This is a genomic window from Lysinibacillus sp. COL-1 (assembly GCF_059814265.1).
On sequence record NZ_JCAWSJ010000003.1, the window covers coordinates 128,939 to 152,010 of the forward strand.

At 37.0% G+C, this 23,072-nt stretch carries 30 protein-coding genes; 18 read left to right on the forward strand and 12 right to left on the reverse strand.

Annotated features, from left to right (window positions below; genetic code table 11):
- Positions 1–11 precede the first annotated feature (11 nt).
- The 3 genes from AC6BKE_RS05005 to AC6BKE_RS05015 are packed head-to-tail and all read right to left on the reverse strand — an operon-like array spanning position 12 to position 2,854.
- The gene (locus AC6BKE_RS05005; protein WP_058843877.1) at positions 12–788 is read right to left on the reverse strand and encodes an ABC transporter ATP-binding protein; all 777 of its coding nucleotides are present in this window, start codon (positions 786–788) and stop codon (positions 12–14) included.
- A 1-nt stretch (position 789) separates the two neighbouring features.
- On the reverse strand, positions 790–1,848 hold the full coding sequence (locus AC6BKE_RS05010) for a FecCD family ABC transporter permease (RefSeq protein WP_036128690.1): 1,059 nt from the start codon (positions 1,846–1,848) through the stop codon (positions 790–792).
- Entirely contained in the window at positions 1,835–2,854 is a 1,020-nt protein-coding gene (locus AC6BKE_RS05015) for an ABC transporter substrate-binding protein (RefSeq protein WP_499856081.1), read from the reverse strand. Before AC6BKE_RS05015 ends, AC6BKE_RS05010 begins: the two co-directional genes overlap by 14 nt.
- 130 nt (positions 2,855–2,984) lie before the next feature.
- On the opposite strand from AC6BKE_RS05015, the gene AC6BKE_RS05020 reads away from it, so the two are divergent.
- Both AC6BKE_RS05020 and AC6BKE_RS05025 read left to right on the forward strand, forming a co-directional pair.
- Positions 2,985–3,632, forward strand: coding sequence for a TetR/AcrR family transcriptional regulator (locus AC6BKE_RS05020; protein ID WP_058843879.1), 648 nt, complete (start codon positions 2,985–2,987; stop codon positions 3,630–3,632).
- A 238-nt stretch (positions 3,633–3,870) separates the two neighbouring features.
- Positions 3,871–4,518, forward strand: coding sequence for a uridine kinase family protein (locus AC6BKE_RS05025; protein WP_036128684.1), 648 nt, complete (start codon positions 3,871–3,873; stop codon positions 4,516–4,518).
- 42 nt (positions 4,519–4,560) lie between these two features.
- On the opposite strand, the gene AC6BKE_RS05030 is transcribed toward AC6BKE_RS05025, so the two are convergent.
- The 4 genes from AC6BKE_RS05030 to AC6BKE_RS05045 form a co-directional block, all read right to left on the reverse strand.
- Complete coding sequence (locus tag AC6BKE_RS05030) at positions 4,561–5,205, reverse strand: SIMPL domain-containing protein (protein WP_058843880.1); 645 nt, start codon at positions 5,203–5,205, stop codon at positions 4,561–4,563.
- 47 nt (positions 5,206–5,252) lie between these two features.
- Entirely contained in the window at positions 5,253–5,879 is a 627-nt protein-coding gene (locus AC6BKE_RS05035; protein ID WP_342535156.1) for a DUF2238 domain-containing protein, read from the reverse strand.
- Between the two features lie 110 nt (positions 5,880–5,989).
- On the reverse strand, positions 5,990–6,292 hold the full coding sequence (locus AC6BKE_RS05040) for a YunC family protein (RefSeq protein WP_036128672.1): 303 nt from the start codon (positions 6,290–6,292) through the stop codon (positions 5,990–5,992).
- A 174-nt stretch (positions 6,293–6,466) separates the two neighbouring features.
- Positions 6,467–6,598, reverse strand: a complete 132-nt coding sequence (locus tag AC6BKE_RS05045) for a hypothetical protein (RefSeq protein WP_280139374.1) — start codon at positions 6,596–6,598, stop codon at positions 6,467–6,469.
- Between the two features lie 241 nt (positions 6,599–6,839).
- Between AC6BKE_RS05045 and AC6BKE_RS05050 the strand changes: the two genes are divergently transcribed.
- Positions 6,840–7,577, forward strand: a complete 738-nt coding sequence (locus AC6BKE_RS05050; RefSeq protein ID WP_036128670.1) for a polysaccharide deacetylase family protein — start codon at positions 6,840–6,842, stop codon at positions 7,575–7,577.
- Between the two features lie 65 nt (positions 7,578–7,642).
- On the opposite strand, the gene AC6BKE_RS05055 is transcribed toward AC6BKE_RS05050, so the two are convergent.
- Complete coding sequence (locus AC6BKE_RS05055) at positions 7,643–7,903, reverse strand: hypothetical protein (protein ID WP_036128668.1); 261 nt, start codon at positions 7,901–7,903, stop codon at positions 7,643–7,645.
- A 105-nt stretch (positions 7,904–8,008) separates the two neighbouring features.
- Here AC6BKE_RS05055 and AC6BKE_RS05060 point away from each other — a divergent pair, with 105 nt between their 5' ends.
- The gene (locus tag AC6BKE_RS05060) at positions 8,009–8,803 is read left to right on the forward strand and encodes a DUF2268 domain-containing putative Zn-dependent protease (RefSeq protein WP_036128666.1); all 795 of its coding nucleotides are present in this window, start codon (positions 8,009–8,011) and stop codon (positions 8,801–8,803) included.
- A gap of 18 nt (positions 8,804–8,821) precedes the next feature.
- Complete coding sequence (locus AC6BKE_RS05065) at positions 8,822–9,334, forward strand: DNA-deoxyinosine glycosylase (RefSeq protein WP_036128664.1); 513 nt, start codon at positions 8,822–8,824, stop codon at positions 9,332–9,334.
- Positions 9,335–9,347: 13 nt separating this feature from the next.
- On the opposite strand, the gene AC6BKE_RS05070 is transcribed toward AC6BKE_RS05065, so the two are convergent.
- From AC6BKE_RS05070 to AC6BKE_RS05080, 3 genes are all read right to left on the reverse strand, one after another.
- Entirely contained in the window at positions 9,348–10,142 is a 795-nt protein-coding gene (locus AC6BKE_RS05070) for a cytochrome c oxidase assembly protein (protein WP_036128662.1), read from the reverse strand.
- Between the two features lie 13 nt (positions 10,143–10,155).
- Entirely contained in the window at positions 10,156–10,638 is a 483-nt protein-coding gene (locus AC6BKE_RS05075) for a DUF2243 domain-containing protein (protein ID WP_445668817.1), read from the reverse strand.
- 107 nt (positions 10,639–10,745) lie between these two features.
- The gene (locus AC6BKE_RS05080) at positions 10,746–11,603 is read right to left on the reverse strand and encodes an endo alpha-1,4 polygalactosaminidase (protein ID WP_342544409.1); all 858 of its coding nucleotides are present in this window, start codon (positions 11,601–11,603) and stop codon (positions 10,746–10,748) included.
- A gap of 132 nt (positions 11,604–11,735) precedes the next feature.
- On the opposite strand from AC6BKE_RS05080, the gene AC6BKE_RS05085 reads away from it, so the two are divergent.
- The 3 genes from AC6BKE_RS05085 (at position 11,736) to AC6BKE_RS05095 (ending at position 14,901) form a co-directional block, all read left to right on the forward strand.
- Positions 11,736–12,098: a hypothetical protein gene (locus AC6BKE_RS05085; protein ID WP_330493687.1), complete on the forward strand. Its 363-nt coding sequence runs from the start codon at positions 11,736–11,738 to the stop codon at positions 12,096–12,098.
- Between the two features lie 342 nt (positions 12,099–12,440).
- Positions 12,441–14,072: a ribosomal protection-like ABC-F family protein gene (gene abc-f, locus AC6BKE_RS05090; protein ID WP_499856087.1), complete on the forward strand. Its 1,632-nt coding sequence runs from the start codon at positions 12,441–12,443 to the stop codon at positions 14,070–14,072.
- Positions 14,073–14,145: 73 nt separating this feature from the next.
- Entirely contained in the window at positions 14,146–14,901 is a 756-nt protein-coding gene (locus AC6BKE_RS05095) for a hypothetical protein (RefSeq protein ID WP_271911278.1), read from the forward strand.
- A 25-nt stretch (positions 14,902–14,926) separates the two neighbouring features.
- On the opposite strand, the gene AC6BKE_RS05100 is transcribed toward AC6BKE_RS05095, so the two are convergent.
- Positions 14,927–15,418 carry an SRPBCC family protein gene (locus tag AC6BKE_RS05100; protein ID WP_058843886.1) on the reverse strand — a complete coding sequence of 164 codons (492 nt, stop codon included), beginning with the start codon at positions 15,416–15,418 and terminating at the stop codon, positions 14,927–14,929.
- Between the two features lie 119 nt (positions 15,419–15,537).
- On the opposite strand from AC6BKE_RS05100, the gene AC6BKE_RS05105 reads away from it, so the two are divergent.
- The 10 genes from AC6BKE_RS05105 (at position 15,538) to AC6BKE_RS05150 (ending at position 22,958) form a co-directional block, all read left to right on the forward strand.
- Entirely contained in the window at positions 15,538–15,903 is a 366-nt protein-coding gene (locus AC6BKE_RS05105) for a nuclear transport factor 2 family protein (protein ID WP_036128648.1), read from the forward strand.
- A gap of 203 nt (positions 15,904–16,106) precedes the next feature.
- Positions 16,107–16,676, forward strand: coding sequence for a nucleotidyltransferase family protein (locus AC6BKE_RS05110; protein WP_342544406.1), 570 nt, complete (start codon positions 16,107–16,109; stop codon positions 16,674–16,676).
- An 18-nt stretch (positions 16,677–16,694) separates the two neighbouring features.
- Positions 16,695–17,039 (forward strand): DinB family protein, encoded by a 345-nt coding sequence (locus AC6BKE_RS05115; RefSeq protein WP_230593980.1) that lies wholly within the window; start codon positions 16,695–16,697, stop codon positions 17,037–17,039.
- Entirely contained in the window at positions 17,029–17,160 is a 132-nt protein-coding gene (locus AC6BKE_RS05120; protein WP_255358797.1) for a hypothetical protein, read from the forward strand. Before AC6BKE_RS05115 ends, AC6BKE_RS05120 begins: the two co-directional genes overlap by 11 nt.
- A gap of 10 nt (positions 17,161–17,170) precedes the next feature.
- Positions 17,171–18,001, forward strand: coding sequence for a helix-turn-helix domain-containing protein (locus tag AC6BKE_RS05125; protein WP_036128644.1), 831 nt, complete (start codon positions 17,171–17,173; stop codon positions 17,999–18,001).
- 203 nt (positions 18,002–18,204) lie between these two features.
- Positions 18,205–19,185 carry an ABC transporter substrate-binding protein gene (locus AC6BKE_RS05130; protein ID WP_342544403.1) on the forward strand — a complete coding sequence of 327 codons (981 nt, stop codon included), beginning with the start codon at positions 18,205–18,207 and terminating at the stop codon, positions 19,183–19,185.
- A 162-nt stretch (positions 19,186–19,347) separates the two neighbouring features.
- Positions 19,348–20,355, forward strand: a complete 1,008-nt coding sequence (locus tag AC6BKE_RS05135) for a FecCD family ABC transporter permease (RefSeq protein WP_058843890.1) — start codon at positions 19,348–19,350, stop codon at positions 20,353–20,355.
- A complete protein-coding gene (locus AC6BKE_RS05140; protein ID WP_271911233.1) occupies positions 20,348–21,379 on the forward strand; it encodes a FecCD family ABC transporter permease in 1,032 nt (343 codons plus the stop codon). Before AC6BKE_RS05135 ends, AC6BKE_RS05140 begins: the two co-directional genes overlap by 8 nt.
- 29 nt (positions 21,380–21,408) lie before the next feature.
- A complete protein-coding gene (locus AC6BKE_RS05145; RefSeq protein ID WP_036128674.1) occupies positions 21,409–22,191 on the forward strand; it encodes an ABC transporter ATP-binding protein in 783 nt (260 codons plus the stop codon).
- Positions 22,188–22,958 (forward strand): alpha/beta hydrolase, encoded by a 771-nt coding sequence (locus AC6BKE_RS05150; protein ID WP_342535147.1) that lies wholly within the window; start codon positions 22,188–22,190, stop codon positions 22,956–22,958. Before AC6BKE_RS05145 ends, AC6BKE_RS05150 begins: the two co-directional genes overlap by 4 nt.
- Positions 22,959–23,072: the final 114 nt, after the last annotated feature.

Sequence of the window (23,072 nt, forward strand, 5' to 3'; positions counted from 1 at the left end):
CAAAAATAGCTTTAGTGATTAGGTAAAGCTGGATGATACGCAACGACTATATTATTCGTATCATTATTTTGATAGATACAACAGTCAACTTCATAAACCTCTTTTACTAATGAAGGTGTTAGTAGCTTCTCAGGCTTGCCATGTGTTAGTATGCGACCATTTTTTAGTACATATAAATATTCACAATACATGGCAGCAATAGATAGATCATGCAATGCGGCTAGTGTACCAATCTGTAATGATTGCACTAGTGATAAAATTTGAATTTGATATTTAATATCTAGGTGATTTGTAGGTTCATCTAAAATTAAAAACTGTGGTTCTTGAGCTAAGGCACGTGCGAGAATGACACGTTGCTTTTCACCACCAGAAAGATAAGAGAAATGTTTTGAAGCATAATGCTCTAAGTTTACTTTTCGTAATATGTTATCCACAAGTTCAATATCATTTTTTGTATCTGATTCTAACATTCTTTTATGTGGTGTTCTTCCCATCATCACCATATCACGTACAGTAAAGTCAAAATTCGAGTTGTTAAATTGTCCAACAACCCCCATTTTTTTCGCGATTTCTTTGGCAGAGGATTTAACAATATCTATATCATCTAAAAAAATCTTGCCACTAGTGGGTTTTATGACTTTATAAATGTTTTTTAATAGTGTTGATTTTCCACAACCATTCGGTCCAATAATGCCAACAAATTGTCCTTCTTTCACCTTTAGCGAAATACTTTTGATAATTTCAACATCTGATACTGCGAATGAAACATTTTCTACATCTAATTCCATATTAGTTACCCCCAAAACCATATTTCTTTTTTATTAACATGTGCATAAATACTGGGGCACCTAATAATGAGGTTACGATGCCAATTGGTAATTCGCTGTTAGGAATGATTGACCTTGCTAATAAATCTGTCCAGATTAAAAAGATAGCCCCTACTAAAATAACAATAGGTAGTAGTTGTTGATGATTTGACCCTGTAAAGATGCGTACAATATGTGGAATGATAAGCCCAACAAAGCCAATGATTCCACATGTTGAAACTATAATGCCTGTCAAAGCGGCAGAAATAACTAAAAATACTTTTCGATAAGTATTTATATTAATACCTAATGTCATAGCAGCATCATCTCCCATAAGCATTGCATTCATAATGCGCCATTGGGAGAGGAAAAATACAGCTATAATAATAATAGTAGTAGCGATTAAAGGCAGGTCATCCCAATCAGCAGTGGACAAACTCCCCATTGTCCAAAATGATACTGAACGTACACCTTCCGCATCTTTAGCAAAATATATAAATAGATTAGATAGAGCTGTAAATAGTGCATTGACAACAGTTCCGGCTAGAATAAGTTTAATAACAGACATTTTTTCCCCAATACTTGATAGCAGCAATACTAGAAATGTTGCCAATAACGCACCTAGAAACGCCCAAATCATTAAATTTGATTCTCCAAAAAGGCTGAGCTGATACCCTAATATGATAGAGAATGTTGCACCTAGTGAAGCACCTGAGGAGATACCAAGTAAATAAGGATCTGCAAGTGGATTCTGAATGGTTGCTTGCATCACACTACCGCAAAGTGCCAAACCACTCCCGACGAATAGTGCTAATAAAACTCTGGGAAAACGAATTTGCCATATGATTTCAAGTGTCATGTTAGAAATAGTTGTATCTATATGACCTATGTTTATTCCTGTAATTTGATATAAAACAATTTTGCAAGAATCAAGAAATGGTATACTGACTTGTCCTATGGAAACAGAAGCAATTATAGAAATGAAAACTAGCACTATCAAAAATAGAAGTAGGGTAAAAAAAGAAAATTTACTTTTGAGCATTTTTTTTCACTCCATTAACTATTTCAGGGTTGATAAATGCAGCTACTTCCTCATATAAATCAGCAATCTCAATACCACCATTTATAGCTCCTGTATATTCTACGGCCATAACTTCATTATTTTGAATGGCTTTTACAGTTCGAAGCTTTTTATCATTCATTAAATTATTTTTTGTTTTTTCTTGATCAGGCTCTTGGAATTCTGTGATGATAATTTTATCTGGATTTGCTGCAATAATTGCCTCTGTTGAAAGCTCAATATAGTCTTCTTTCGAAAGTTCTAAATATGTAGCGCCTGCACCTTCAATCATCTCGTCAATCATGGCCCATTTTGCTGAGAAGTAGAAATACTTACCTCTAGCGCCACTTATCAATAGGACAGTAGGCTTTTCTTTAGAATCCTTAACTTTAGAAGTAATGGCATCTATGCGTGTTTGTTGTTCAGTTAGATATTTGTTCGTTTTATCTTCTATATTAAAAACCTTCCCAAATGTTTGAATTTCCTCAAAGTAAATATCTATGCTACGTCCTATTGTAAAGTTGGTGGAAGAAACAACAGGCAGTCCACGGTTGTTCCAAGAAGGGATACTTCCAATTAATTCTTCTCTAAATGCAGAAGCAATAGAGTAGATTAAATCAGGTTCTAGAGCCATGATAGCCTCCTTAGCTGGCCACATTTCACTAACTAAAGGTAGTTTGTCAATGTCATCTTTGTAGTCTGAATTTGTTAAATCACTATATGCAAATCCAACGACTTTTTCTTGCTGTCCAAACTTAACTATTAACTCTGCGACAGCTGAACCGATGACCATCACTTTCTCGGGAGCATTGGGGATAGTCTGAGAGATTTTCTGTCCTTCATAAGTGTAGGTATCTAGTGTTAATGGATAGTTTCCATTAATAGTTGTATTGTCTTTTTTCTCAGAAATAGTTTCCTGTGATTGTGCACAACCTAAAATCAGCAATATAAGTGTGAAACCTAATAGAGAAAGGGTTTTTTTTAACATTTAAATCCTCCTAAAAATTAGTATTTGACTGACAGTCACTCAATAATGTTTCACAATATTTCTTCTCACTCTGATCATTTGACTAGTTATTAGTCAAATGCTTAAATGAAAAAAGGGGGTAGTTCAGAAAATGATTAGAGTAACAAAAAGTGCATCAGAACGACGAAATGAGATTTTAGATACAGCAGAGTCTCTTTTTAGTGAAAAAGGTTATGAAAAAACCTCAACTACTGATATAACTAAAAGGATGGGAGTAGCACAGGGAACGCTGTACTATTACTTTAAATCCAAAGAAGCATTGGCAAATGCATTAATTGATAGGCAACTTAAAGGAATAAAGCAAGAATTTACAGAAGTCATCTATAATGAGACACTTACGGCGTATGAGAAAATTGCATGGATTTTTGTTTATGAGCTTGATGATCCAACAGGCCATGTCGAAATCTTTAAATATTTACAACATGATAGTAATGCTACTCTGCGTCAAATATTACATGTACAAACCATTTGTCAGTTTACGCCACTGCTAACAGATTTAAATATACAAGGCAATAAAGAGGGGCTCTTTCACATTGAAAATCCAACGCTAGTGGCAGAATTTTTCCTATCGACAATCCACCATTGGGTAGATTCATCGTTATTTAAATGGAATAAAGATGAACGTATTGCTAGAATTAAAGCCATTCAATCTACGTTCGAACATTTATTCGGAGTCCCTCATGGAAAATTTGATTTATCCCTCCTAAGACAAACTGTGAAAGTTAAATTTAATTATTGAGTGAAAGCATCTTAAATGATAATCAATATCAATTAAGATGCTTTTATTATAATTATTGACTGACAACCTGTCAAATTGTTTTTATTAGATCGAAGCTAGAAATGATATGGAGTTAACGCATAAAAATTTGGAAAATGAACTTCTATGTATTGTAACTGTTTGTTATTATTTTTAAAGTACAGCGAGTATGGTGCAAATTTTCCATCATACCTTTTTAATTAGGGAGGACAACAATACTATGGAGAAGATTTTTCAAGAAATATTGGAATCGATCAGATTTGCTGATAAAAGGATTATTATTGGCATTTCAGGTCATGGAGCTGCAGGAAAAACAACATTTGCTGAAAAGCTTTTAAAAGTTTTAAATCAAGCTGAAGTGAATTATTTGAATACTGATCCTTATATTGTTAGTTCAGATATTCGCAAACAGACAATGATTAATTATACATATCAAAATGTAAATCATCGTTTTAAAATGACCGCTTGTCATCCCGCTGCCCATCACCTTCCTTCATTGGAAAGAGATGTTCAGATGATAAGAGCAGGGCTGGATTTATTGACAATCGGTACACATTATATGAAAAGCACATTAATTTCTTCAAAAAAACAGATCACGATAGTAGAAGGAATGAGTGTAGCATTTATAGATCCAGAGTTATTGGATTTCAAAATTTATTTTTATACAGATGGGGCTACAGAGCTTAAGCGAAGATCAGATCGTGATGTACTTGATAGAGGGACAGATATAAATTATTTAAAACAATCACATGATGAACGACGTATTCAATATGAATTATTTATGCATCCATATTGCCAACATTTTGATATGGTTATTAAAACAGAGGATGATGAAATCCTTATTGAAAAAAATACACTTGTAAAATAAATGAGAGCCTTCTACTAATCAATTAGTGGAAGGCGCCTGTCTTTAGTATTGGAATTTTACGCGGACAGTAGCATCAATAGCAATTTGTCCCTGTTCTATAGGCGTAACTCCTGAGGAAACAGCCATAGAGCGGTAAAGGATCGGTGTGTTAGCTTGCTCTTCCACAATTTCTATAGGGAGTGGCTGTAAAGGAAGATGCATGGTTTCTGCTATTGTTTTCGCCTTCAACTGTGCATTCTGAAGAGCAAAATTTAATGCTTGCTGATAGTAAGCGTCTATATGGTCCAATTTGAACTGAATGTTGGCAATACGATTTGCTCCATTTTCTATGGCTGTATCAATGACTAAGCCCAAATTATCGATGTTTGATACATTGACGGTAATGGCATTGACCACTTCATAGCCATTAAAAATTTGTTTGCCATCCTCAAAATGATACTGTGGTGTAACTGTATAACTAGCTGTTTGTATTTGTTCTCTTGGAATACCGAGGGCTACTAGTGACTGAATGACTTGATTCATGATCCTTGCATTTTCCTGCTGAGGGCCTTGTACATTATTGCCTTGTGTTTGGACTTCTATTTGTATTTGTACAGAGCTTGGAGTAGCCATTACCTGGCCATTGCCAGTTACCGTAATAACGCGTGATAGATGGGGTACTTGTTGATTGACTTGTGCATAGTACATACAAAACCACCTTTCGTAAGGTATATAATAATGCTATGCAAAGAAATTTATTCCTTGTTTAGTCTTTTTAAATATTTATCATGAAGCTTTGTGAAGAAAAGTAAAGTTAAAATAGTTCCCAACAAGGCTAAAAACATGTCCCATTGTGCATCCCAGCGATCTCCCTGCATGCCTAAAAAATCTTTCGTCCCTTTACTGCCCTTCGAGATTCTTGTACTTAACCATTCGATGATTTCATAAAAAGCAGCAATTGCGAGCAAAATACTAATTGTAATACCTGTTAGCCAAGCTCCTTTAGTAAGCTGCGTCTTTCGAAGTAATATTTCCCTTATCACGATGGCTAATAAACCTTTTAAAAAATGACCGAAACGATCATAGTGATTGCGTTGGAAATGAAATTCTTCTTTTAGCCAATTAAAAAGAGGAACCTCTGAATAGGTATAATGTCCACCTATAAAAGTAAGGATCGACAATAGGGCAATGATGATATAAGAAAATGTGGTGAAGCGAAATTTATGATAGATACAAACTACGACTATTATTGCCACAACTCCTGGGCTAACCTCAGCCAGCCAATCTAAATAAGAGGATGGTTTAATGACTGACCAGGTAAATACAATTAAGACGATAGCAAGTAAGGTTAGATGTATCTTAAAATGTTGACCATTATTCATAACAACAACTCCCTTTGTCCCACAGTATGTGGAAGGGGATATTTGCTTATTCAACTATCGGTTGGCAAACAAAAAAGAAAAGCGTCTAGTTGACGCTTTTTTATAGCCAATTAGATCATTTTTAAAAGTGCCTCTACGCCAGTCATTCCTTCAGTAATACCAAGTTGTTCTGCTTCATACGTTACCGATTCTAATGGGGCTGTTAATAGCTCATCAATTGTTTTAACACCTACTGCACGACCAGCAACGATTTTCCGATCAACTAAGCGACTATTTAATAGGCCAACATCTAAAGCTCCACACATAATGTAGCCTGTCGTATTAGAAATGGTCAGTAGCGTTGTTTTAGGTAATTGAACAACTACTGCAGTGAAGAAATGCCCTTTAATCATAATAGGTTCAATTGTCACCATCGAAATCACTCCTTTTCTCTATATACATATGGTGATGACTAGCAAGGTGTTCAACATTTCCTTGAAAAAAGTCATCAGATGAATAATGCTGAAAACGAATGAGATGATGGATGAAGTTAATGGAGGCAATTAAAAAGGGAATCTACTCCTGATGAATAGATTCCTTGTATCTCTTTACCTTGTATAAGAAAGCAGAGCAGTTTGTTTAAATTTATGTAATGCAGTTGTTGCTTCACTTTTAGAACGATATTCAAACATTCGATAAGTGTTTTCTTCAAATACTGTAATAACCCACATATATGTCATCCCTTCCATTGTGTTACATAACATTATTTTTTTATAAAATTGTTATATATCAGTTGTGATTTTATTTTACATCAATAAAGAAATAAATAAAGCACTAACCCTTGTTTTTCACATATCGTTCAAAATTGTTATGAAATAATTAAAAGGAGAAAACAGACAATCCTTCACAAGTATATTTCATTGCAATTCGTAAATAGTAAGTTGACGGAGTTCTGTGAATTCGGACTTGGGAGGTGATGCTATGACACGTATACATGTATTGGTTTTTACAGTTTGCTTTTTAATCATCTCGGGATTTTTAGGAGAGAAAGGCTATGCTGATAAGGGTCGCCCTTATTATGAGGAAACAGGAGAAGTGGTATGGGATATCAACACAGAGGATAAAATTGTCGCCCTCACCTTTGATGATGGCCCACATCCCAAGTACACTGCGGCAGTGCTTGATTTATTAGCAAAATATGATGCCAAAGCAACCTTTTTTATTATTGGAAAGAATGCAGAAAAATATCCAGAGCTTGTTTTACGTTCTTATACAGAAGGCCATGAATTAGCCAATCATACGTATACACATCCGTTTAAAGTTTCCATCAAAAAATTGCAAGAGGAGCTTCAAAAGACAAATGACACGATTTATAGTATTACTGGTTTTTCCCCAGTTTTATTCCGTCCTGTAGGTGGAAATTATACGGATGCTATGATTAATGCTGCTGTAAAGGATGGCTACAAGGTTGTGATGTGGTCTTGGCATCAGGATACGCAAGATTGGAAAGAGCCTGGTGTAAAGAAAATTGTGCAAAAGGTGATGAAGGGAACGAGGCCTGGAGATGTCATTTTATTTCATGATGGTGGTGGGAATCGTACACAAACCATTAAGGCATTAGAAGAAATCCTCCCTGCATTAAAAAAACAGGGCTACACATTTGTCACAATATCCGAGATGATTGAAAGTAAACAACAGCAACAGGAGCAAGTTCAATAATGAAAAATGAGCCATCTCAACAAGGTTTGAAATGGCTTATTTTTCACATATATTAAAAGTTTGAGTTAGAAGAATATGATTGGAGCTAGTGCAATCCCTAAGATTGTTCCTAAAGCAATTCCATAGCCAAAACCTTCCCCACCAAATCCTCCAAATCCCCAAAAACCTAAACCATAACCACTATGTCTTCTATCAGGTAGAATCCATACCTGTCTTCTGTCTACCTTAGTGATTTCCCCAACATGTACCCTACCAGATGAATCCGAGATTCGAACGCGTTTGCCATGATATTTACAGCAAAGATTATAAGCATCAGCTGGATTCAATATTATCCCTCCTTTCGATGTCATTACAAGCTAATATATGCGATCCGAAGCATTTATCACTAGCCGATTGTCTATTCACGACATATGCTGAGAAGAGGTGATGACATGGCAGTTGTGCCAACAGATAAGTGGTTAGATGAATTTGTTTATGCCAGAAAATCCACAAAAAAAGATGAGTTACATAGTTTGCAATGCTCCATTCTTTGTGATCATTTAGTCGAATTATTTCAAGATGGCTTGTCAGAAGAAATACACTATTCTTTACAGCAACAGGGACTTTTTCTACCAGATGAGACAGTCGATGTAGAGCAATTAAAGCAGCATAATGTGTGGGATTGCGTACAGCAAGAATTTATATACTTGCAAAAGAAATGGAATGGTCCGACTATACCGATTTATATTTTCCCAATTACCCAACAGCAAACGATGACCAATAAAAACGGTGTGGCTTATCCTCAGGCTCTTTTTTTATTTATTGGAGAAGTAGAGACACAGGAACTGCAAGCATTGTTCGCACATGAATATAATCATGTCTGCCGTTTACACAATTTAAAAAAATCCCTCGATGAGATGACTTTGTTGGATGCTCTGATTTTAGAGGGCTTAGCAGAAAGTGCAGTGAAAGATTTATACGGAGAAAAGTGGCTTGCACCATGGTTAAAAAAATATTCAGCTACAGAGCTTTTAGTTTTATGGAAAAGTCATTTTTTGCAGAATTTACAGGTTGAAGGAGTAGAAAAACATAGGCCGTTTTTATACGGTGGTGAGCTGCCACCTTGGATAGGCTACTGTATAGGCTATAAAATTGTTCAGTCGTATAGTAAGAAGCATTCATCCCGACATCTCCTATTTACGTCAAGCAAAGATATACTTGCTGGTTCAGATTTTCCGCTACAATAGAGGAAAGGAGTGATTGTTGTGTCCAGTGAAATAAAAAATGTATTATTACCAGTCGTAGATTCAGCAACAAAGGTGCTCATTGTAGGCTCAATGCCAGGAAAGCAATCATTAGAAAAGCAACAGTATTATGGCAATCCACGCAATCACTTTTGGCCCATTATGAGTGAGCTGTTAGAGACGGAGGTTCCTGACGATTATGTAAAGAGAATCGCATTGTTAAAACACAATGCAATCGGTCTTTGGGACACGATTGAAACTTGTGAGCGTGAAGGAAGCTTAGACGCAGCAATTCGCAATGAAAAACCAAATGATTTTCAAACCTTATTTGAAGAATATCCTAATATCCAGTTAGTACTCTTTAATGGAGCGAAAGCATTTGAGGTTTTTAAAAAGCATATAGGTCTAGAGCTTTTAGAAGAACGAGCTTATAAAAAAATGCCATCAACCAGTCCGATCCCAGGAAAAAATATAAAATCTTTTGCTGAAAAGCTAGAGGACTGGCGGATTATTCAATCCTATTTATCCTCTTAAGTCAGAGGTAGAATTAGCGTGATGAAATGGTTGTCTTTGTGTGAATAGCATTTCTTGTGCTTTTAAACCATTGATAAAAAAGGATATAAACAAGGATGATTTCAATTGCATCGCCACCATAGTACATGATCTTGGCACCTAGCTCTGCCTGTGTGACAGGGACATGCTGAGGAGGATTTGCATAAATATATTTTGCCAATATAGAATGAGCTGCTAGTGCTACTACTAATATAAGTGATCGAAAGACATAAGGGTATGGATGGGGTGTAGGATCAATATAAATAAAGGCAATGGTAAACACATAGCCTGCTAGAAAAATGTGAAGGTGAATGAAAATATATAGAAGTATATGTTCATGCATAAGATTGAAAAGTGATGTCGTATAGAGTAACCATAAGCCACCTACATTTAAAATAGACGCATTAATTGGGTGAGAAATAAAACGAACATAAGGATTCCTCATTGTACGAGAAAGAGTACGAGCCGTATTCACTGATAATGTCCTTAAAAGGAGTGCCATGGGAGCTGCTAATGCCATAAGTAGGGGGGCAAGCATGCCAAGCAATAGATGCCCTATCATATGTGCTGCGAAGTGGACATGACTAAGAGAAGCCAATGGACCGATTAGTGTCACGATGGCACTTACATTTCCCACAAGCCAACAGATAGTACGAAAATGCGGCCATTGTTTTTTATGTTGATTCGAAACAATGACAGCTACGATATAAAAAATAATGGCTATAAAAAATGGCAAAGCTATTAGTAGCTGTACTATAATGGGAAAGCTTTGAGCATGAGCAGAATGCAAAACGGGCAACCTCCTAATGTCCCTTTTGGTTGGTTTGGAGTAACAAGACCACACCAATAACAATTAATAGAGCCGCTAATATGTTCCAAACCACATCATATGGGAGAATATCAACATGATAACGAATTTGATGCAGTTTCATGAATTTATGTTGAATAATCCCGTCGTATAATTGAAATATGCCAGCTCCTAGAAAAATACCACCAAGCCATCTTTTTAGCCAAAATCCATGCTTTCTATGTAGGTCAGCCAATAAAAAAGCAGAACCAATCGTCGCGAAAAAGCTGAATGCATGAAATAAACCATCTGACACTAACCCAATAGCAGCTGTAGATTTATCATAAAAATGATGCCAATGTAATAATTGATGGAAAATGACCTCATCTATAAATGCCACAACCCCAAGGCCGAATAATATGCCTGTCCACATATTACGTTGTTTATATTGAAAGCGGTTTTCGTGTTTATGATTTTGTTCCTCGTACATCTTTGTCATACCCAATCATATCACCTCAAGCTGAATTTCTTTTAGTCTACCCATGAGGTGAGCACTTAAACAAAATACCCCCACAAAAACAGTAGTGTTTTAGAGGGGGGATATCATCACTGCCAGGTATTATAGTATGAACCAGCAGGGCTATAAAAGAATTTAAAATCAAACTTCTCAGCTAATACACGACTTTTTGTTTCATCTTCAAAACTAATTGCCATAACCTGTGTACCAAATTCATCTCGTATATGGACGAGTTTTTGCATCATATCGAGTGACCATTCGTCTTTTCCTACCACTGGGTAAGAAAAGTCTTCCCACATAATAAAGTCGACATAGGGTGCTGTATAATCAGCTAGTGTTTGAAACCCCCAATTCTGAGCAACAGATAGATCAGGATTGTGTTTTTTAATTTGTTGGAGAAATGATAACATGGCTTCATTTTGCCATGTTTGCTCGTCTTGGGGTAAATAAGAATTAATATTACCAACCGTATCTAAAAACACACCGTCTAAGCCTTTCTGTACAATTTGCTTCTGGATTTCCGTTAGTAAAAGTTCTTGATAATGACTCGAAGTCATATCCATTAAATAGGAATCCCATTCAGCAAAATACACTTTTTCACCTTGTTTATTTCGATAAAAGTCTTCTTCGTTTAATTGATGGTAGAGGGCTTTGTTCCATTTATCTGCCTCCATTGCATTAATATAGCCATACACTAAAGTACCGCTTTTTTGGGCACTGTCAATATACTTCTGCTGCATTTCAATAGGTTCTACAATCACTAGATCAAGCTTCGTCATGTCCTTACCAATGGCAGCATTGCCTTTATCTAAGTAGTATTTGTAATCTTTCACGTCAGCAATTTTTGCTTGGATACTAGTGGAAGAAGATACTGGATTTTGAGCAAGTAGCAACCACATACTTCCTGCGATAAGAATGGCTAGTAAGAGTAACAGTAATTTTCTCATAAGGACTCCTTTTAGAAAAATATCCCTTTCATTATACATTAATAGGTAACGGATTACCTTCGATAGATGGGCAATGGCTCAACGGTTAATCGCCCTTTTACATATATTGAGTAATGTAAAAGGAGGGTTTGTGTGTACAATAATCCATTTAGAGAAGATAATTTTAGAAGACCTGGCTGGGGAGATTATGATGATTTTGAAACAACGTCATTTGGGCCAACTCATTTCGGACCTCCTCCGGTAGGACAAATGCCCATGAGCACACCACCAGGTTTTTCGCCACCGATTCCTGCATGGCGAGTAGGATCAAGTGGTATACGTTCTTGTTTGTTTAGAAATACGTATATTTGGATGAACACTGGTCGGAGTTTTTGGTTTTTCCCAACTGCTATAGGAAGGGAAATCATTGCGGGTTTCCGCTGGAGCCGCAGATATGGCTGGTATTTCCGTACCATTTCAAGAAATCAAATTCGCTCCTATGAATGTTTTAGATAAACCTACTCTAGAGTAGAGATTTTTATTTTTTAATAAAAGGTGTTACAATGACGGTAACTAAAAATGAAGGGAAGATGGGTGGCTAATGAATAACTAATCTTATTTTTTACACATGAAATTTATATTTCACGAAAAACAAAAATAGGATTAGTCTGCCCATTTTCCATAATAATAGCTAAATATTGGCCCATAGTTGCTAATATTTAGCTCCTCCAAAACTTGCTTTTGGAGTGATAAATATAGCTATTACAATAGCTTATTTGTGCATGATATTGTAGCGACTAATCCTTCCAAAATAATTGGAGGGATTTTTTGTCCCTCCAACTGGAGAGGGTGGATAGTATGAAGGAACTTTTAAAATTACAGGATGTACGTTATGAAATAAAGGATACTTTACTATTTGAACATGTGACAGGCACCGTAAAACAAGGTGAGGTTATCGGCATTATTGGAAGAAATGGTGCTGGGAAATCGACATTGTTACAGTTGATTCAAGGTGCATTATTGCCAACTGCGGGAGTAATACAAGGGTTATCAGCTGTAAAAATCACAATCGTTGAACAGGAGCTAGCTCATTTTGACAAACCAGCAATATCTGCAAGAGAGGCTGATTTGCTGGCAAAATGGCAGGTACCCAATAGATCATTTGCAGCTTTAAGCGGTGGAGAGAAACTTAAAATGCGTCTTGCAGAAGGTTTTGCTCAGAATGCTCAAATTCTATTGCTTGATGAACCGACGAATCATTTAGATGAGCAAAGTACCGCTTTTCTTATAAAACAAGTACAAAACAATAAGGGAACGATTATTGTGGTCTCACATGACCGTTATTTTTTAGATAGGGTTGCCACAAAAATTTGGTCTATTGAGGAACAGAGCTTAATTGAACATTATGGCAATTATACAAGCTATATGGCTGAAAGAGAGCACCGAAGATTGACGCAGCAACGTGCCTACGAGAAACAGCAAAAAAACATTGATCGGATTGAGGCCCAAATGCAGGAACTCACATCTTGGTCACAAAAGGGTCATGCACAGTCAACAAAACTAGAAGGCTTTAAGGAGTATCATCGTGTGAAGGCAAAGCGGCTAGACGCACAAGTGAAATCTAAGAAGAGGCGATTAGAGGCAGAGCTTGCGAAGGCAAGGGTGAAAGCGGTGGAGCCTGAAGCAGACATTCGTTTTTCTTTAAACACGAATCAACGTGTTGGCAAGCGATTATTGGAGAGCAAGCATTTATCTTTATCTTTTGGTGATCGTACGTTATTGAAAGATGTCAGCATCACTGCTCAATTTGGAGATAAAATTGCTATTACAGGAAAGAATGGTAGCGGAAAAACAAGCTTTTTAAAAGTTCTTTTAGGGAAGCTAGAAGCTGAGGGAGAGGTGTGGCTATCCCCTGCAGCAACCATAGGTTATTTAACACAGGAAGTATTTGATTTACCACTAGATCAGACACCAGAGCAATATTTTTATCAAGAAACATTTGAAGAGCGTGGGAAAGTCCGCAATCTGATGAAGAATCTAGGATTTACACCAACACATTGGACATCTGCTATAGGCAAGATGAGCATGGGCGAGCGTGTCAAGTGTAAACTGATGGCTTATATTTTAGAGGACAAAAACGTTCTTCTTTTAGATGAACCAACGAATCATCTTGACCTACCTTCGCGTGAACAGTTAGAGCGAACACTTGCGCAATATAATGGGACATTACTTGTCGTCTCCCATGATCGATACTTTCTAGAAAAAGTAACGAATAGCGTTTGGGAGATTGACAATCAGCACATCAAGAAAAAATGGAGAAAAGATGCTCCGAAGCAAGTAGACGACACAGTCGCACTTCGTTTAAAGCTTGAAACAGAACGACAAGAGATATTAGGTAAACTGAGCTTTTTGACAGCTAAGGATAAGGATTACCCAATGCTTGACCAAAAGTTTAACGAGCTGACGAAGCAAATCAATGAGCTTAAATAGCTAAGCGTTTAAATAAACTGTTGCCAGGGAAAAATATGGATTATAGGTAAACTGGTAAATGGAGGTTTAAGCGATGAAAAAAATAATATTTCTCTTTTTGTTGTTAAGTATGACTATAGCAGGTGCTTGTGCTGATCAAGCTACTAATCATCAAGCACATGACAATAAGAACGATACATCTGTAAGACAATCTAATACTGATACATCGATGACACAGACTGAGGCTCTTCAACAAATAAAGGAGCAAATACATGTGAATGTACCAATAAAAATGCCAACCGCTTTACCCATTGCTAAAGGAAGCTTTTTAACAGCTACAACAAGGACTGATGATGACCTAGTTGAAATTATCTTTTATGAAAGCAAAGAGAATATGCCAATTAATGATATTCGATTAAAGAATTCAGCGACTGTCATTGGAAGATTGTTGGTCAAACAATATAAAAGCGCAGAAGGGGCAAGCACACAGATTGCATTTGATAACTTTAGTCAAAATGGCGGGCAAAAAATTGACCTAGGGTATAATATAAAAGGTTATCAAGATGCGGGTGCTGGCTCATTATGGACTGGTTGGAATGAGGGACGATGGTCCATTGCCTCGCATACACGAATTGATAATCCTGAAGCAGGAGTAAAACTTGCTAAGCAGGCAGTAGAATATTTAGAGAGTCATATGCTGCCTATTCCTAAGCAATATGGCATGGCTCAGCTGGATGTTTATCAATCAGGCAATTTAATCGTGTGGCAGGATGAAAAGCTTGTCTACACACTCGATTCGATCAAAGATCCTTTAAAAGCATTGGAAATAGCCACTGCCTTTTATCCATAATAGTGATCCTAGAGTAATGGTTACTCTAGGATTTTTTATAGCTATCCAGCAGTTCTTTGTATTCGTTGAATCGTTGTTGCCACTCCTCCATTGGAAAGCTATGATGTTCAATGCCATCCAACAAATCTGTTAACAGATCAAGACATATATGCCACCCTGCTAAATCCCTTGAAGTGTGCTGCGTTAGCTCGTGCAAAGTCTCTGCAAAAAGCAATAATGAGCCATTGTCTGTAGAAGACAATTCAAATCTCACTGAATCTGTTCCCCAATCAAATTCGAGTACCTTTTTCTCTATATAATCTGTTATAGCTATTTCCTCATAGGTATTTGTTCCATCGTTCATATTAAAACGCATTTTACCATTCTTACGTAGATCAATGATTTCAAGATTACTCATCCATTTTTGCAATTTTTCATTGGTAGTAATCACTTCCCAAACGGCGTTTACTGAATGTGGTAACGGTCGTTTGTACTTTACGACATGACGATTAGATTGTTTTTCAATAGTTGCTAACATCAGCTTCCTCCTCAATTCTTCGCCTTTAGAGTTTTATCTTCATTATAGGCTGTTAGAGCAAAAAATCACACGACAATCATGAAATTTTAGGATAATATTGTTAAAAAAGGGGAGAAATAATGACACATCAACAGGCATTAGAACGTTATATACAAGCAACAAATACGCATGATTTTAAAGAAGTAAAGGCAATTTTGCATCCACAAGCGGTTTATTGGTTTTCTGATAAAACATGCACAACTATAGAAGAGATTGAGGCATACTTCAAGCATGCGTGGCATGTCATTAAAGAAGAGGTTTACTCGGCTAGTAATGTAAAATGGTTAACAATTGATGAAAAGACGGCTACCTGTCTTTATACATATCACTATGAAGGTTATCATAACGAAAAATTTGTATCAGGTAGTGGTAGAGCAACAAATATTTTTACTTGGGTGAACGATGAATGGAAGTTAATTCATGAACATTTGAGTGGTGCCTATTAAATTATTTTCAATGCGACTTGGACAAACAACAATGAAATAATGAGTGTTAGTAGTATTTTAGCTACTTTTAACGGAATATTTGGCAGTGCTAGGAAACCTAACTGGGAGCCAATAAATGCACCTGTACAGCTTCCAAAGATGAGGACACATGTGAGCTGAACAGCCCTTATATAACTGTGGTATATAAATTGGAGGCTAATGAAGTGAGATTACTACAAACGGAGGAAGAACTAAGAAATTTAATAGTAGCAGATGATTGGATGATGAATATTTTATCAACAATCAATACATTGCAACTCCCCGATTGGTGGGTATGTGCTGGGGTCATTCGTTCCATGGTATGGGATTATCTTCATGAAAAAGAAGAAAGAACACCAATTGCTGATATTGATGTGATATATTTTGATAAAATCAATTTAGCAGAAGACATAGAAAAACAGTATGAACAGAAACTTAGAAAGATATCTCCAAATGAGCCGTGGTCTGTGAAAAATCAGGCAAGAATGCATGTGCTAAATGGTAGTAAGCCGTATCAATCTGCTGTCGATGGAATCGCTCATTTTCCTGAAATCCCAACGGCAATTGGGATAAAATTAATAGATGATTCACTAGAAATTGCTGCACCATATGGCATTAGGCATTTAGGAGCTGGCATTGTAGAGCCGACACCATTCTTCCTCGAAAGTAAGGATTATTATACAATTTATCGCCAAAGAATTCTTCAAAAGAAATGGCATGTAAGTTGGCCAAAATTAGAAATTAATCTTCAGTAAAAAAAGGAGGGGAGTCCATTGCAACGAGATAAAATCTATATCATCAAACATGATGAAAGATCAATTGACTGGATAAATGATTTGAGGAGACTATCGGAGAATCAATGGCGTATGGCGATCGAACCTGAAAAATGGTCAGTTGCTGAGGTCATCGGACATCTTCCGTCATGGGATGAATTTGTCTTGAATCATCGACTTCCTTTTCTTTTTACAGAGGAACCTTTACCAACAGGACCTGATGCAGCACAGTTGAATAAGATGGCGGCTAAAAAAAGTCGTGAACAGCCTATGCTTGCAACATTGACAGATTTTATTTTCCACGAGGAGTCGATTACTTCAGGCCATACAACAATTGACAGATGAGCAATGGCAGCAATCGTTTACAATTGGGCAGTCGGAGCTGACAATTGTGGACTATTTTGTAGGATTAATCAATCACGATGTACATCATTTTTCACAGCTTCAGAAAGCTATACAGGTATAGGAGTTTGCCTATGGATATCAAATATTTAATTGATTATTTTGCACATGCTTCTGTAAAATTTACAGATGTGTTTACTAAAAAAATGGAACCTGGTGAAGTTGATAGAGGCAGAACAACAGCACCAGAAAAGTGTGGATTAGTTGTTCCCCTTGCAGGTAGTGCAATCTTTAGCTTTAATGGAACTCCCTATGTGATGGAGCCTGGAATGATTGTCCACGCAGGGCCTCAAATGCCAATCGAAGTGAAAGCGACGGGCCACAAGGGTTGGGAGTATGCAGTCGTTCACTACAGTCTACCAACAGAGGAAGTAGCTCTTTTTCCACTTTCAGAGCAACATTTTTTAATTAATACAGGGTTTAATACGCAAATTATTAGTCATGTTCAGCAATTGATAGAAAGCTATTCCTTTCCGGGGAATATGGCTATATTTAAGTCTAAGACTTTATTTATGAATTTGCTGGAGAATATTCTTTTAGCGGCAAAAATGAAGGTTCTAGATAGTGCCAGTGAGTTAATGGAACAGGCATTACAGTATATACATGAAAATTATGCGGAGCAACTTTCCGTATCAAATATTTCTAAGGAATTTGGTATTGAGCGTCGCCGCTTTGCTTATTTGTTTGAGCAGCATACAGGCATGAATCCGAGCACATATATAACAGAATATCGTATACGACGTGCAAAGGAATTGCTCGAGTATGATGTGATTCCTGTAGCAGAAGTAGCTGAATGTGTCGGATATGTAGATTGTTTTTATTTCAGCCGAGTTTTTAAAAAATGTACGGGCTTGTCACCTTCAGCATACCGAAAGGAAAAAATGGAGGAAGCTAACTATATATAAAAACTGTTTCTTCATAAAAAAGAAGCAGTTTTTTTTTGATGAAATCGGCAAAAATCCATGTCATTTTCGAAATCGTCCATTCACAATCTTTTTTCACTTTGTTAGGATAGTATCCGTAAATGATAATGAGTATCAATTATGTATTGACATACATATGAAAACGATTATCATTATCAATATGAGCTCGTTAGGAGAGAATATCTATGAATAAATATTTTAAAATGTGTGCTCCAGCACTTTTAGCATTATCTTTGGCTGCATGTGGAACAGATAAGGCAGAGGAGTCTACGTCAACTACTAATACAGCAGAAACAAGTGCAACGGAATCACAAACTGAACAATCTAAAACACAGACAATCACGTACTTAGGTGAGAAATATGAGCTTCCAGCAGAAGTGAACAATATTATCGCTGCAAGTCTTGAATCTATGGAAGATGCTGCAATGCTTGGTATTAAGCCAGCCGGTGTACTTGAAGTTGGTGGCAAAATTCCTGCTTATCTAGCATCAGATTTTGAAGGTGCTACACTTGTAGGAAATAAAATGGAGCCAAATGCAGAAGCCATTCTTAATCTGGACCCTGATGTAATCGTGGGTACTTCGAAATTCCCTGAAGAAACGGCTGAAAAGTTGAATAAAATTCAAACAATGATTCCATACTCACATATTTCAACAAACTGGAAGGAAAATTTAACATTGCTTGCACAGTTAGCTGATAAAGAAGAGGATGCTAAGAAAATCATCTCAGACTATGAAGCAAAAGTTACTGATGCACAAGTGAAATCCAAAGAGCAATTAGCAGATAAGCAAGTGTTAATCATTCGTGTTCGCGGTGGCGTAATGTACATCTATCCAGCAGGTGTGTATTTAAACCCTGTACTATATGAAGATTTAGGAGCACCAGTTCCAGAAATTTTAACAACTGCAAAAGCACAAGCTGAATTATCACTTGAAACATTAGCGCAAGTAAACCCAGATGCCATTTTCCTTCAATTTGAGGAATCAGAAAATACGGATTCTCCAAAAGCGTTAGAGGAGTTACAAAAGAATCCAATTTTCACTAGCTTAAAGGCAGCACAAAATAATCAAGTTTTCGTCAACACAATTGAGCCATTAGCACAAGGTGGTACTGCTTGGTCTAAGGTGAAATTTTTAGATGCCGCAGCTGAAAAATTACTTAAATAAGATAAACAGGCTGGTAGTAGATTTGGTGATATCACCGGGCTATTACCAGCCTTTTGTAAGATATCGTATTTTTTCATTGAAGGTAGTTGTTTTCCAAAGGGTATATCACCTGAGTAATCGACATTGTGTTTCGCGAAATGGATAAAGAAAAAGGTGTGAAAGTTGAAAAAAACAAACATCGTGTCATTTTCAATATTAGCGGTATCTCCTTTCCTGATTGCCCTTATAGCACTCGTTTCCGTTCTGTATGGAACTAAAGATATTAGTGCAATGACAGTGTGGCAGTCAATGACAGCATTCGATCCATCTAATGTTGATCATCAAATTATACGGACAGGACGTATTCCTAGAGTAGCCGCTGTATTGCTAGTTGGAGGATTTTTAGCAGTAGCTGGAGCAGTCATGCAGGGGATTACACGAAATTATTTAGCATCTCCTTCGTTAATGGGGGTCAATGATGGCTCTGCATTTGTCATCACATTAGCTATCGTCTTTTTTCCAGGGCTACCAAATTATCAAATGATTTTATTGTCAATGCTAGGCTCTGCATTAGGGGCAGGGATTGTCTTTGGTTTTGGCTCGTTAATTCGCAATGGTCTATCACCAGTAAGGCTAGCCATTATAGGAACGGTCATTGGTACATTTTTAAGTAGTATTGCTACAGCGATTGCTATGTATTTCCAAGTATCACAAACAGTAAGTGCTTGGTATAACACAAAGGTACATATGGTAGATATGGATATGCTCGTCCTTTCTATTCCGTTTGGTTTGACAGGATTAGTCTTGGCTCTATTATCTGCAAAAGCAATTACCATTACTTCACTAGGTGAAGATATTGCCATGGGACTAGGGCAGAAAACAAAAGCAGTGCGTATTATTAGCATGCTAGCTGTAGTATGTTTGACAGGGACAGCAGTAGCCCTAGTAGGGAAAATTGCCTTTGTAGGGTTAGTCATACCACATATTACACGCTTCCTTGTTGGTGTTGATTATCGCTATATTATTCCTTGCGCGGCTGTCATTGGTGCCTTTTTCTTAGCGCTCTGTGACGTTTTAAGTCGTGTTGTCAATTATCCATTTGAAACGCCAATTGGTGTCCTAACAGCATTGGTTGGTGTACCATTCTTCTTATATCTAGTTCGTAAGCACGGAGGTGAAAAACGTGCGTAAAAATACCTCAAGTGTATTCTTTTTGACTATGTCGATGCTTGTTTTACTGATTTTAGTTGCGAGCTATCTACATATTACAAATGGTGTTTTCGATATGTCTGTAATGGATGTTATCAAAACACTATTGCGTATTGAGCCAAATTCTAAATTTGACCTTGTTATTTTTGAATTTCGCTTACCTCGAATCGTCATTGCCGGACTCGTTGGCATTGGCTTAGGAATGGCAGGAGTAGTTTTACAAGGTATTACACGTAATGGACTAGCAGACCCAGGTATTTTAGGGATAAATGCAGGAGCAGGTGCGGCAGTCGTCATATTTATGTTCTTCTTTCAATTAAAGCTAGTGAGTGCAGATATGAGTAGCTGGCTGTCTATTTTAATGATGCCATTGTTCGGTTTTATCGGTGGAACGATTGCGGCTATCCTGATTTTTTCTTTTGCTTTGAAAAATGGTCATCTCGATATGCAACGATTAATATTAACGGGTATAGCCATTAACAGTGGGTTCGGAGCTTTATCCCTGTTCTTATCCTTAAAAATGAGTGCACAAGATTTTGAATCAGCAGCCATTTGGATGGCAGGTTCAATTTATAATGCGAATTGGATTTTTGTACTAACGATGATTCCTTGGCTTGTCATCTTAGGCATTTATGTGCATAGGAAATCGTATTTACTGGATTATTTTCAGCTTGAAGAGGATAGCATCACGAGTTTAGGGATTGCGGTTGAAAAGGAGAAAATGAAGCTTTTATTAGCCAGTGTCGGTCTTGTTAGTGCTTGTGTATCCGTATCAGGAAGTATTGGTTTCATCGGTTTAATGGCACCACATATTGCGAAGCAACTTGTTGGTATTCAGCATCGTTATGTCATGCCCGTGAGTGCGTTAATTGGTGCAGGTTTGTTAATTTTAGCTGATTTTATCGGCAAAACCGTATTTGCACCATCGGAGCTAGCTGTTGGAATTGTTGTTTCAATTATTGGGATTCCATATTTCTTGTATTTACTGGTGAAATCTAAGGCATAGGAGGAAAAGATGTGCAAACTGCATTTAGAATGGAAAACTTGGCTTCTGGTTATGAGCAGGTTCGTGTCTTTGAGGGATTAAATTTAACGATAGAGGAGGGCAAAGTGACAACAATCATTGGCCCGAATGGCTGCGGTAAATCAACCCTCCTTAAGACGATTGGACGTATTTTAAAAAAGCAACAAGGGACGGTTTATTTGCAGGAGCAAAACATGCAAAATTTATCGACGAAAGATATAGCCAAGAAATTAGCCATATTATCTCAAACACCTGTTGCTCCAGGTCAGTTAAAAGTGGAGGAGTTAATTGCGTATGGTCGCTATCCACATCGAAACAACGTCAATCGTTTAACGAATAAGGATGAGGAAATGATTGAGTGGGCGTTAACGGTCACGAATACGATGGAGTATCGCAATCGGGAGCTTGCACAGCTTTCTGGGGGACAGCGTCAGCGTGTATGGCTAGCGATGGCATTAGCACAAGAAACAAATATTTTGTTGTTGGACGAACCTACTACTTATTTAGATATGGCACATCAGTTAGAAGTATTGGATATTGTCAAAAGTTTAAATGAGCAGCACAACTGTACAATTGTGATGGTTCTACATGATATTAACCACGCTGCCAGATATTCAGATCATCTTATTGCGATGCGCAAAGGTGTTATTATGCAATCTGGAACGCCACAGGAAATTTTAAGTGCAGAGGTGATGCGCAAAGTATTTAATATTGATGCTCGCATTATGGAAGATCCTGTAACGAATACACCTGTGTGCTATGGCTATGACATTTTGAAGGAGGACAACAAATGAGTACAGCTAAAACAGAGTATGCTACACAACAAATAACTTCAAAATTGACAGATTATACGTATACGATTAATATCTTTGTACCAAATGAGGAAGCACCAAAAGAAGGTTTTCCAGTGTTGTATGTACTAGATGGCTCATCTTATTTTAATCTTGTAAAGGAAGCCGTACGTCTACAAAGTCGTAATGCACCGAAAACAGGAGTTCAACCAGCCATTGTTGTGGGCATTGAACATGGTGATGATATGCGTGAAAGAAGGTTTTACGATTTTACAGCGCCAGCAGAGACGTATATCTATCCCGCACGATTTAAAGGAAAAGGTCATGAAAAGCTTGGAGGAGCAGTAGATTTTAGCCGCTTTATAGAGGAAGAGTTAAAGCCAATAATTGAGGCTCATTATCCAGTAAATAAAGCTCAGCAAGCATTATTTGGTCACTCCTTAGGCGGTTATTTTACGCTTTGGCAACTATTTCACCATCAATCTAGCTTCCAACGCTATCTAGCTATTAGCCCTTCTATTTGGTGGAATGAGCACGAATTAGTACAATGTGCGTCAGTATTTTTGAACGAGCATCAAGATATGAATGAAACATTGTTTATTAGCGCAGGTGAACTTGAAACCTTTATGGTGGATGATGCACGACAAATGGCAACGGTGTTAGAAAAAATAATGGAAGTTGATTTTTATGAAGCTTTAGATGAAAATCATGCCTCTATCGTACCAACTGTTATGAGTAGAGCAATACGTTTTATGCAGAAAACACAATAATAGGTAGACCGCATTGTCTTTTGATAATGCGGTTTCTTTTTTCATTAATAAAATACTTGAATTGTACGCATAATAAAGGAAATTTGGTCATCTGTCTGGGATAAATGGAGGCGC

Bases quoted from the DNA above. Each gene is read 5' to 3' on its own strand.
- AC6BKE_RS05020 (WP_058843879.1), top strand. From the start codon at position 2,985: ATGATTAGAGTAACAAAAAGTGCATCAGAACGACGAAATGAGATTTTA.
- AC6BKE_RS05035 (WP_342535156.1), bottom strand. From the start codon at position 5,879: ATGAATAATGGTCAACATTTTAAGATACATCTAACCTTACTTGCTATC.
- AC6BKE_RS05045 (WP_280139374.1), bottom strand. From the start codon at position 6,598: ATGACATATATGTGGGTTATTACAGTATTTGAAGAAAACACTTATCGA.
- AC6BKE_RS05025 (WP_036128684.1), top strand. From the start codon at position 3,871: ATGGAGAAGATTTTTCAAGAAATATTGGAATCGATCAGATTTGCTGAT.
- AC6BKE_RS05075 (WP_445668817.1), bottom strand. From the start codon at position 10,638: ATGACAAAGATGTACGAGGAACAAAATCATAAACACGAAAACCGCTTT.
- AC6BKE_RS05030 (WP_058843880.1), bottom strand. From the start codon at position 5,205: ATGTACTATGCACAAGTCAATCAACAAGTACCCCATCTATCACGCGTT.
- AC6BKE_RS05095 (WP_271911278.1), top strand. From the start codon at position 14,146: ATGAAAAAAATAATATTTCTCTTTTTGTTGTTAAGTATGACTATAGCA.
- AC6BKE_RS05040 (WP_036128672.1), bottom strand. From the start codon at position 6,292: ATGGTGACAATTGAACCTATTATGATTAAAGGGCATTTCTTCACTGCA.
- abc-f (WP_499856087.1), top strand. From the start codon at position 12,441: ATGAAGGAACTTTTAAAATTACAGGATGTACGTTATGAAATAAAGGAT.
- AC6BKE_RS05010 (WP_036128690.1), bottom strand. From the start codon at position 1,848: ATGCTCAAAAGTAAATTTTCTTTTTTTACCCTACTTCTATTTTTGATA.
- AC6BKE_RS05015 (WP_499856081.1), bottom strand. From the start codon at position 2,854: ATGTTAAAAAAAACCCTTTCTCTATTAGGTTTCACACTTATATTGCTG.
- AC6BKE_RS05050 (WP_036128670.1), top strand. From the start codon at position 6,840: ATGACACGTATACATGTATTGGTTTTTACAGTTTGCTTTTTAATCATC.
- AC6BKE_RS05125 (WP_036128644.1), top strand. From the start codon at position 17,171: ATGGATATCAAATATTTAATTGATTATTTTGCACATGCTTCTGTAAAA.
- AC6BKE_RS05130 (WP_342544403.1), top strand. From the start codon at position 18,205: ATGAATAAATATTTTAAAATGTGTGCTCCAGCACTTTTAGCATTATCT.
- AC6BKE_RS05005 (WP_058843877.1), bottom strand. From the start codon at position 788: ATGGAATTAGATGTAGAAAATGTTTCATTCGCAGTATCAGATGTTGAA.
- AC6BKE_RS05150 (WP_342535147.1), top strand. From the start codon at position 22,188: ATGAGTACAGCTAAAACAGAGTATGCTACACAACAAATAACTTCAAAA.
- AC6BKE_RS05080 (WP_342544409.1), bottom strand. From the start codon at position 11,603: ATGAGAAAATTACTGTTACTCTTACTAGCCATTCTTATCGCAGGAAGT.
- AC6BKE_RS05100 (WP_058843886.1), bottom strand. From the start codon at position 15,418: ATGTTAGCAACTATTGAAAAACAATCTAATCGTCATGTCGTAAAGTAC.
- AC6BKE_RS05060 (WP_036128666.1), top strand. From the start codon at position 8,009: ATGGCAGTTGTGCCAACAGATAAGTGGTTAGATGAATTTGTTTATGCC.
- AC6BKE_RS05145 (WP_036128674.1), top strand. From the start codon at position 21,409: ATGGAAAACTTGGCTTCTGGTTATGAGCAGGTTCGTGTCTTTGAGGGA.
- AC6BKE_RS05105 (WP_036128648.1), top strand. From the start codon at position 15,538: ATGACACATCAACAGGCATTAGAACGTTATATACAAGCAACAAATACG.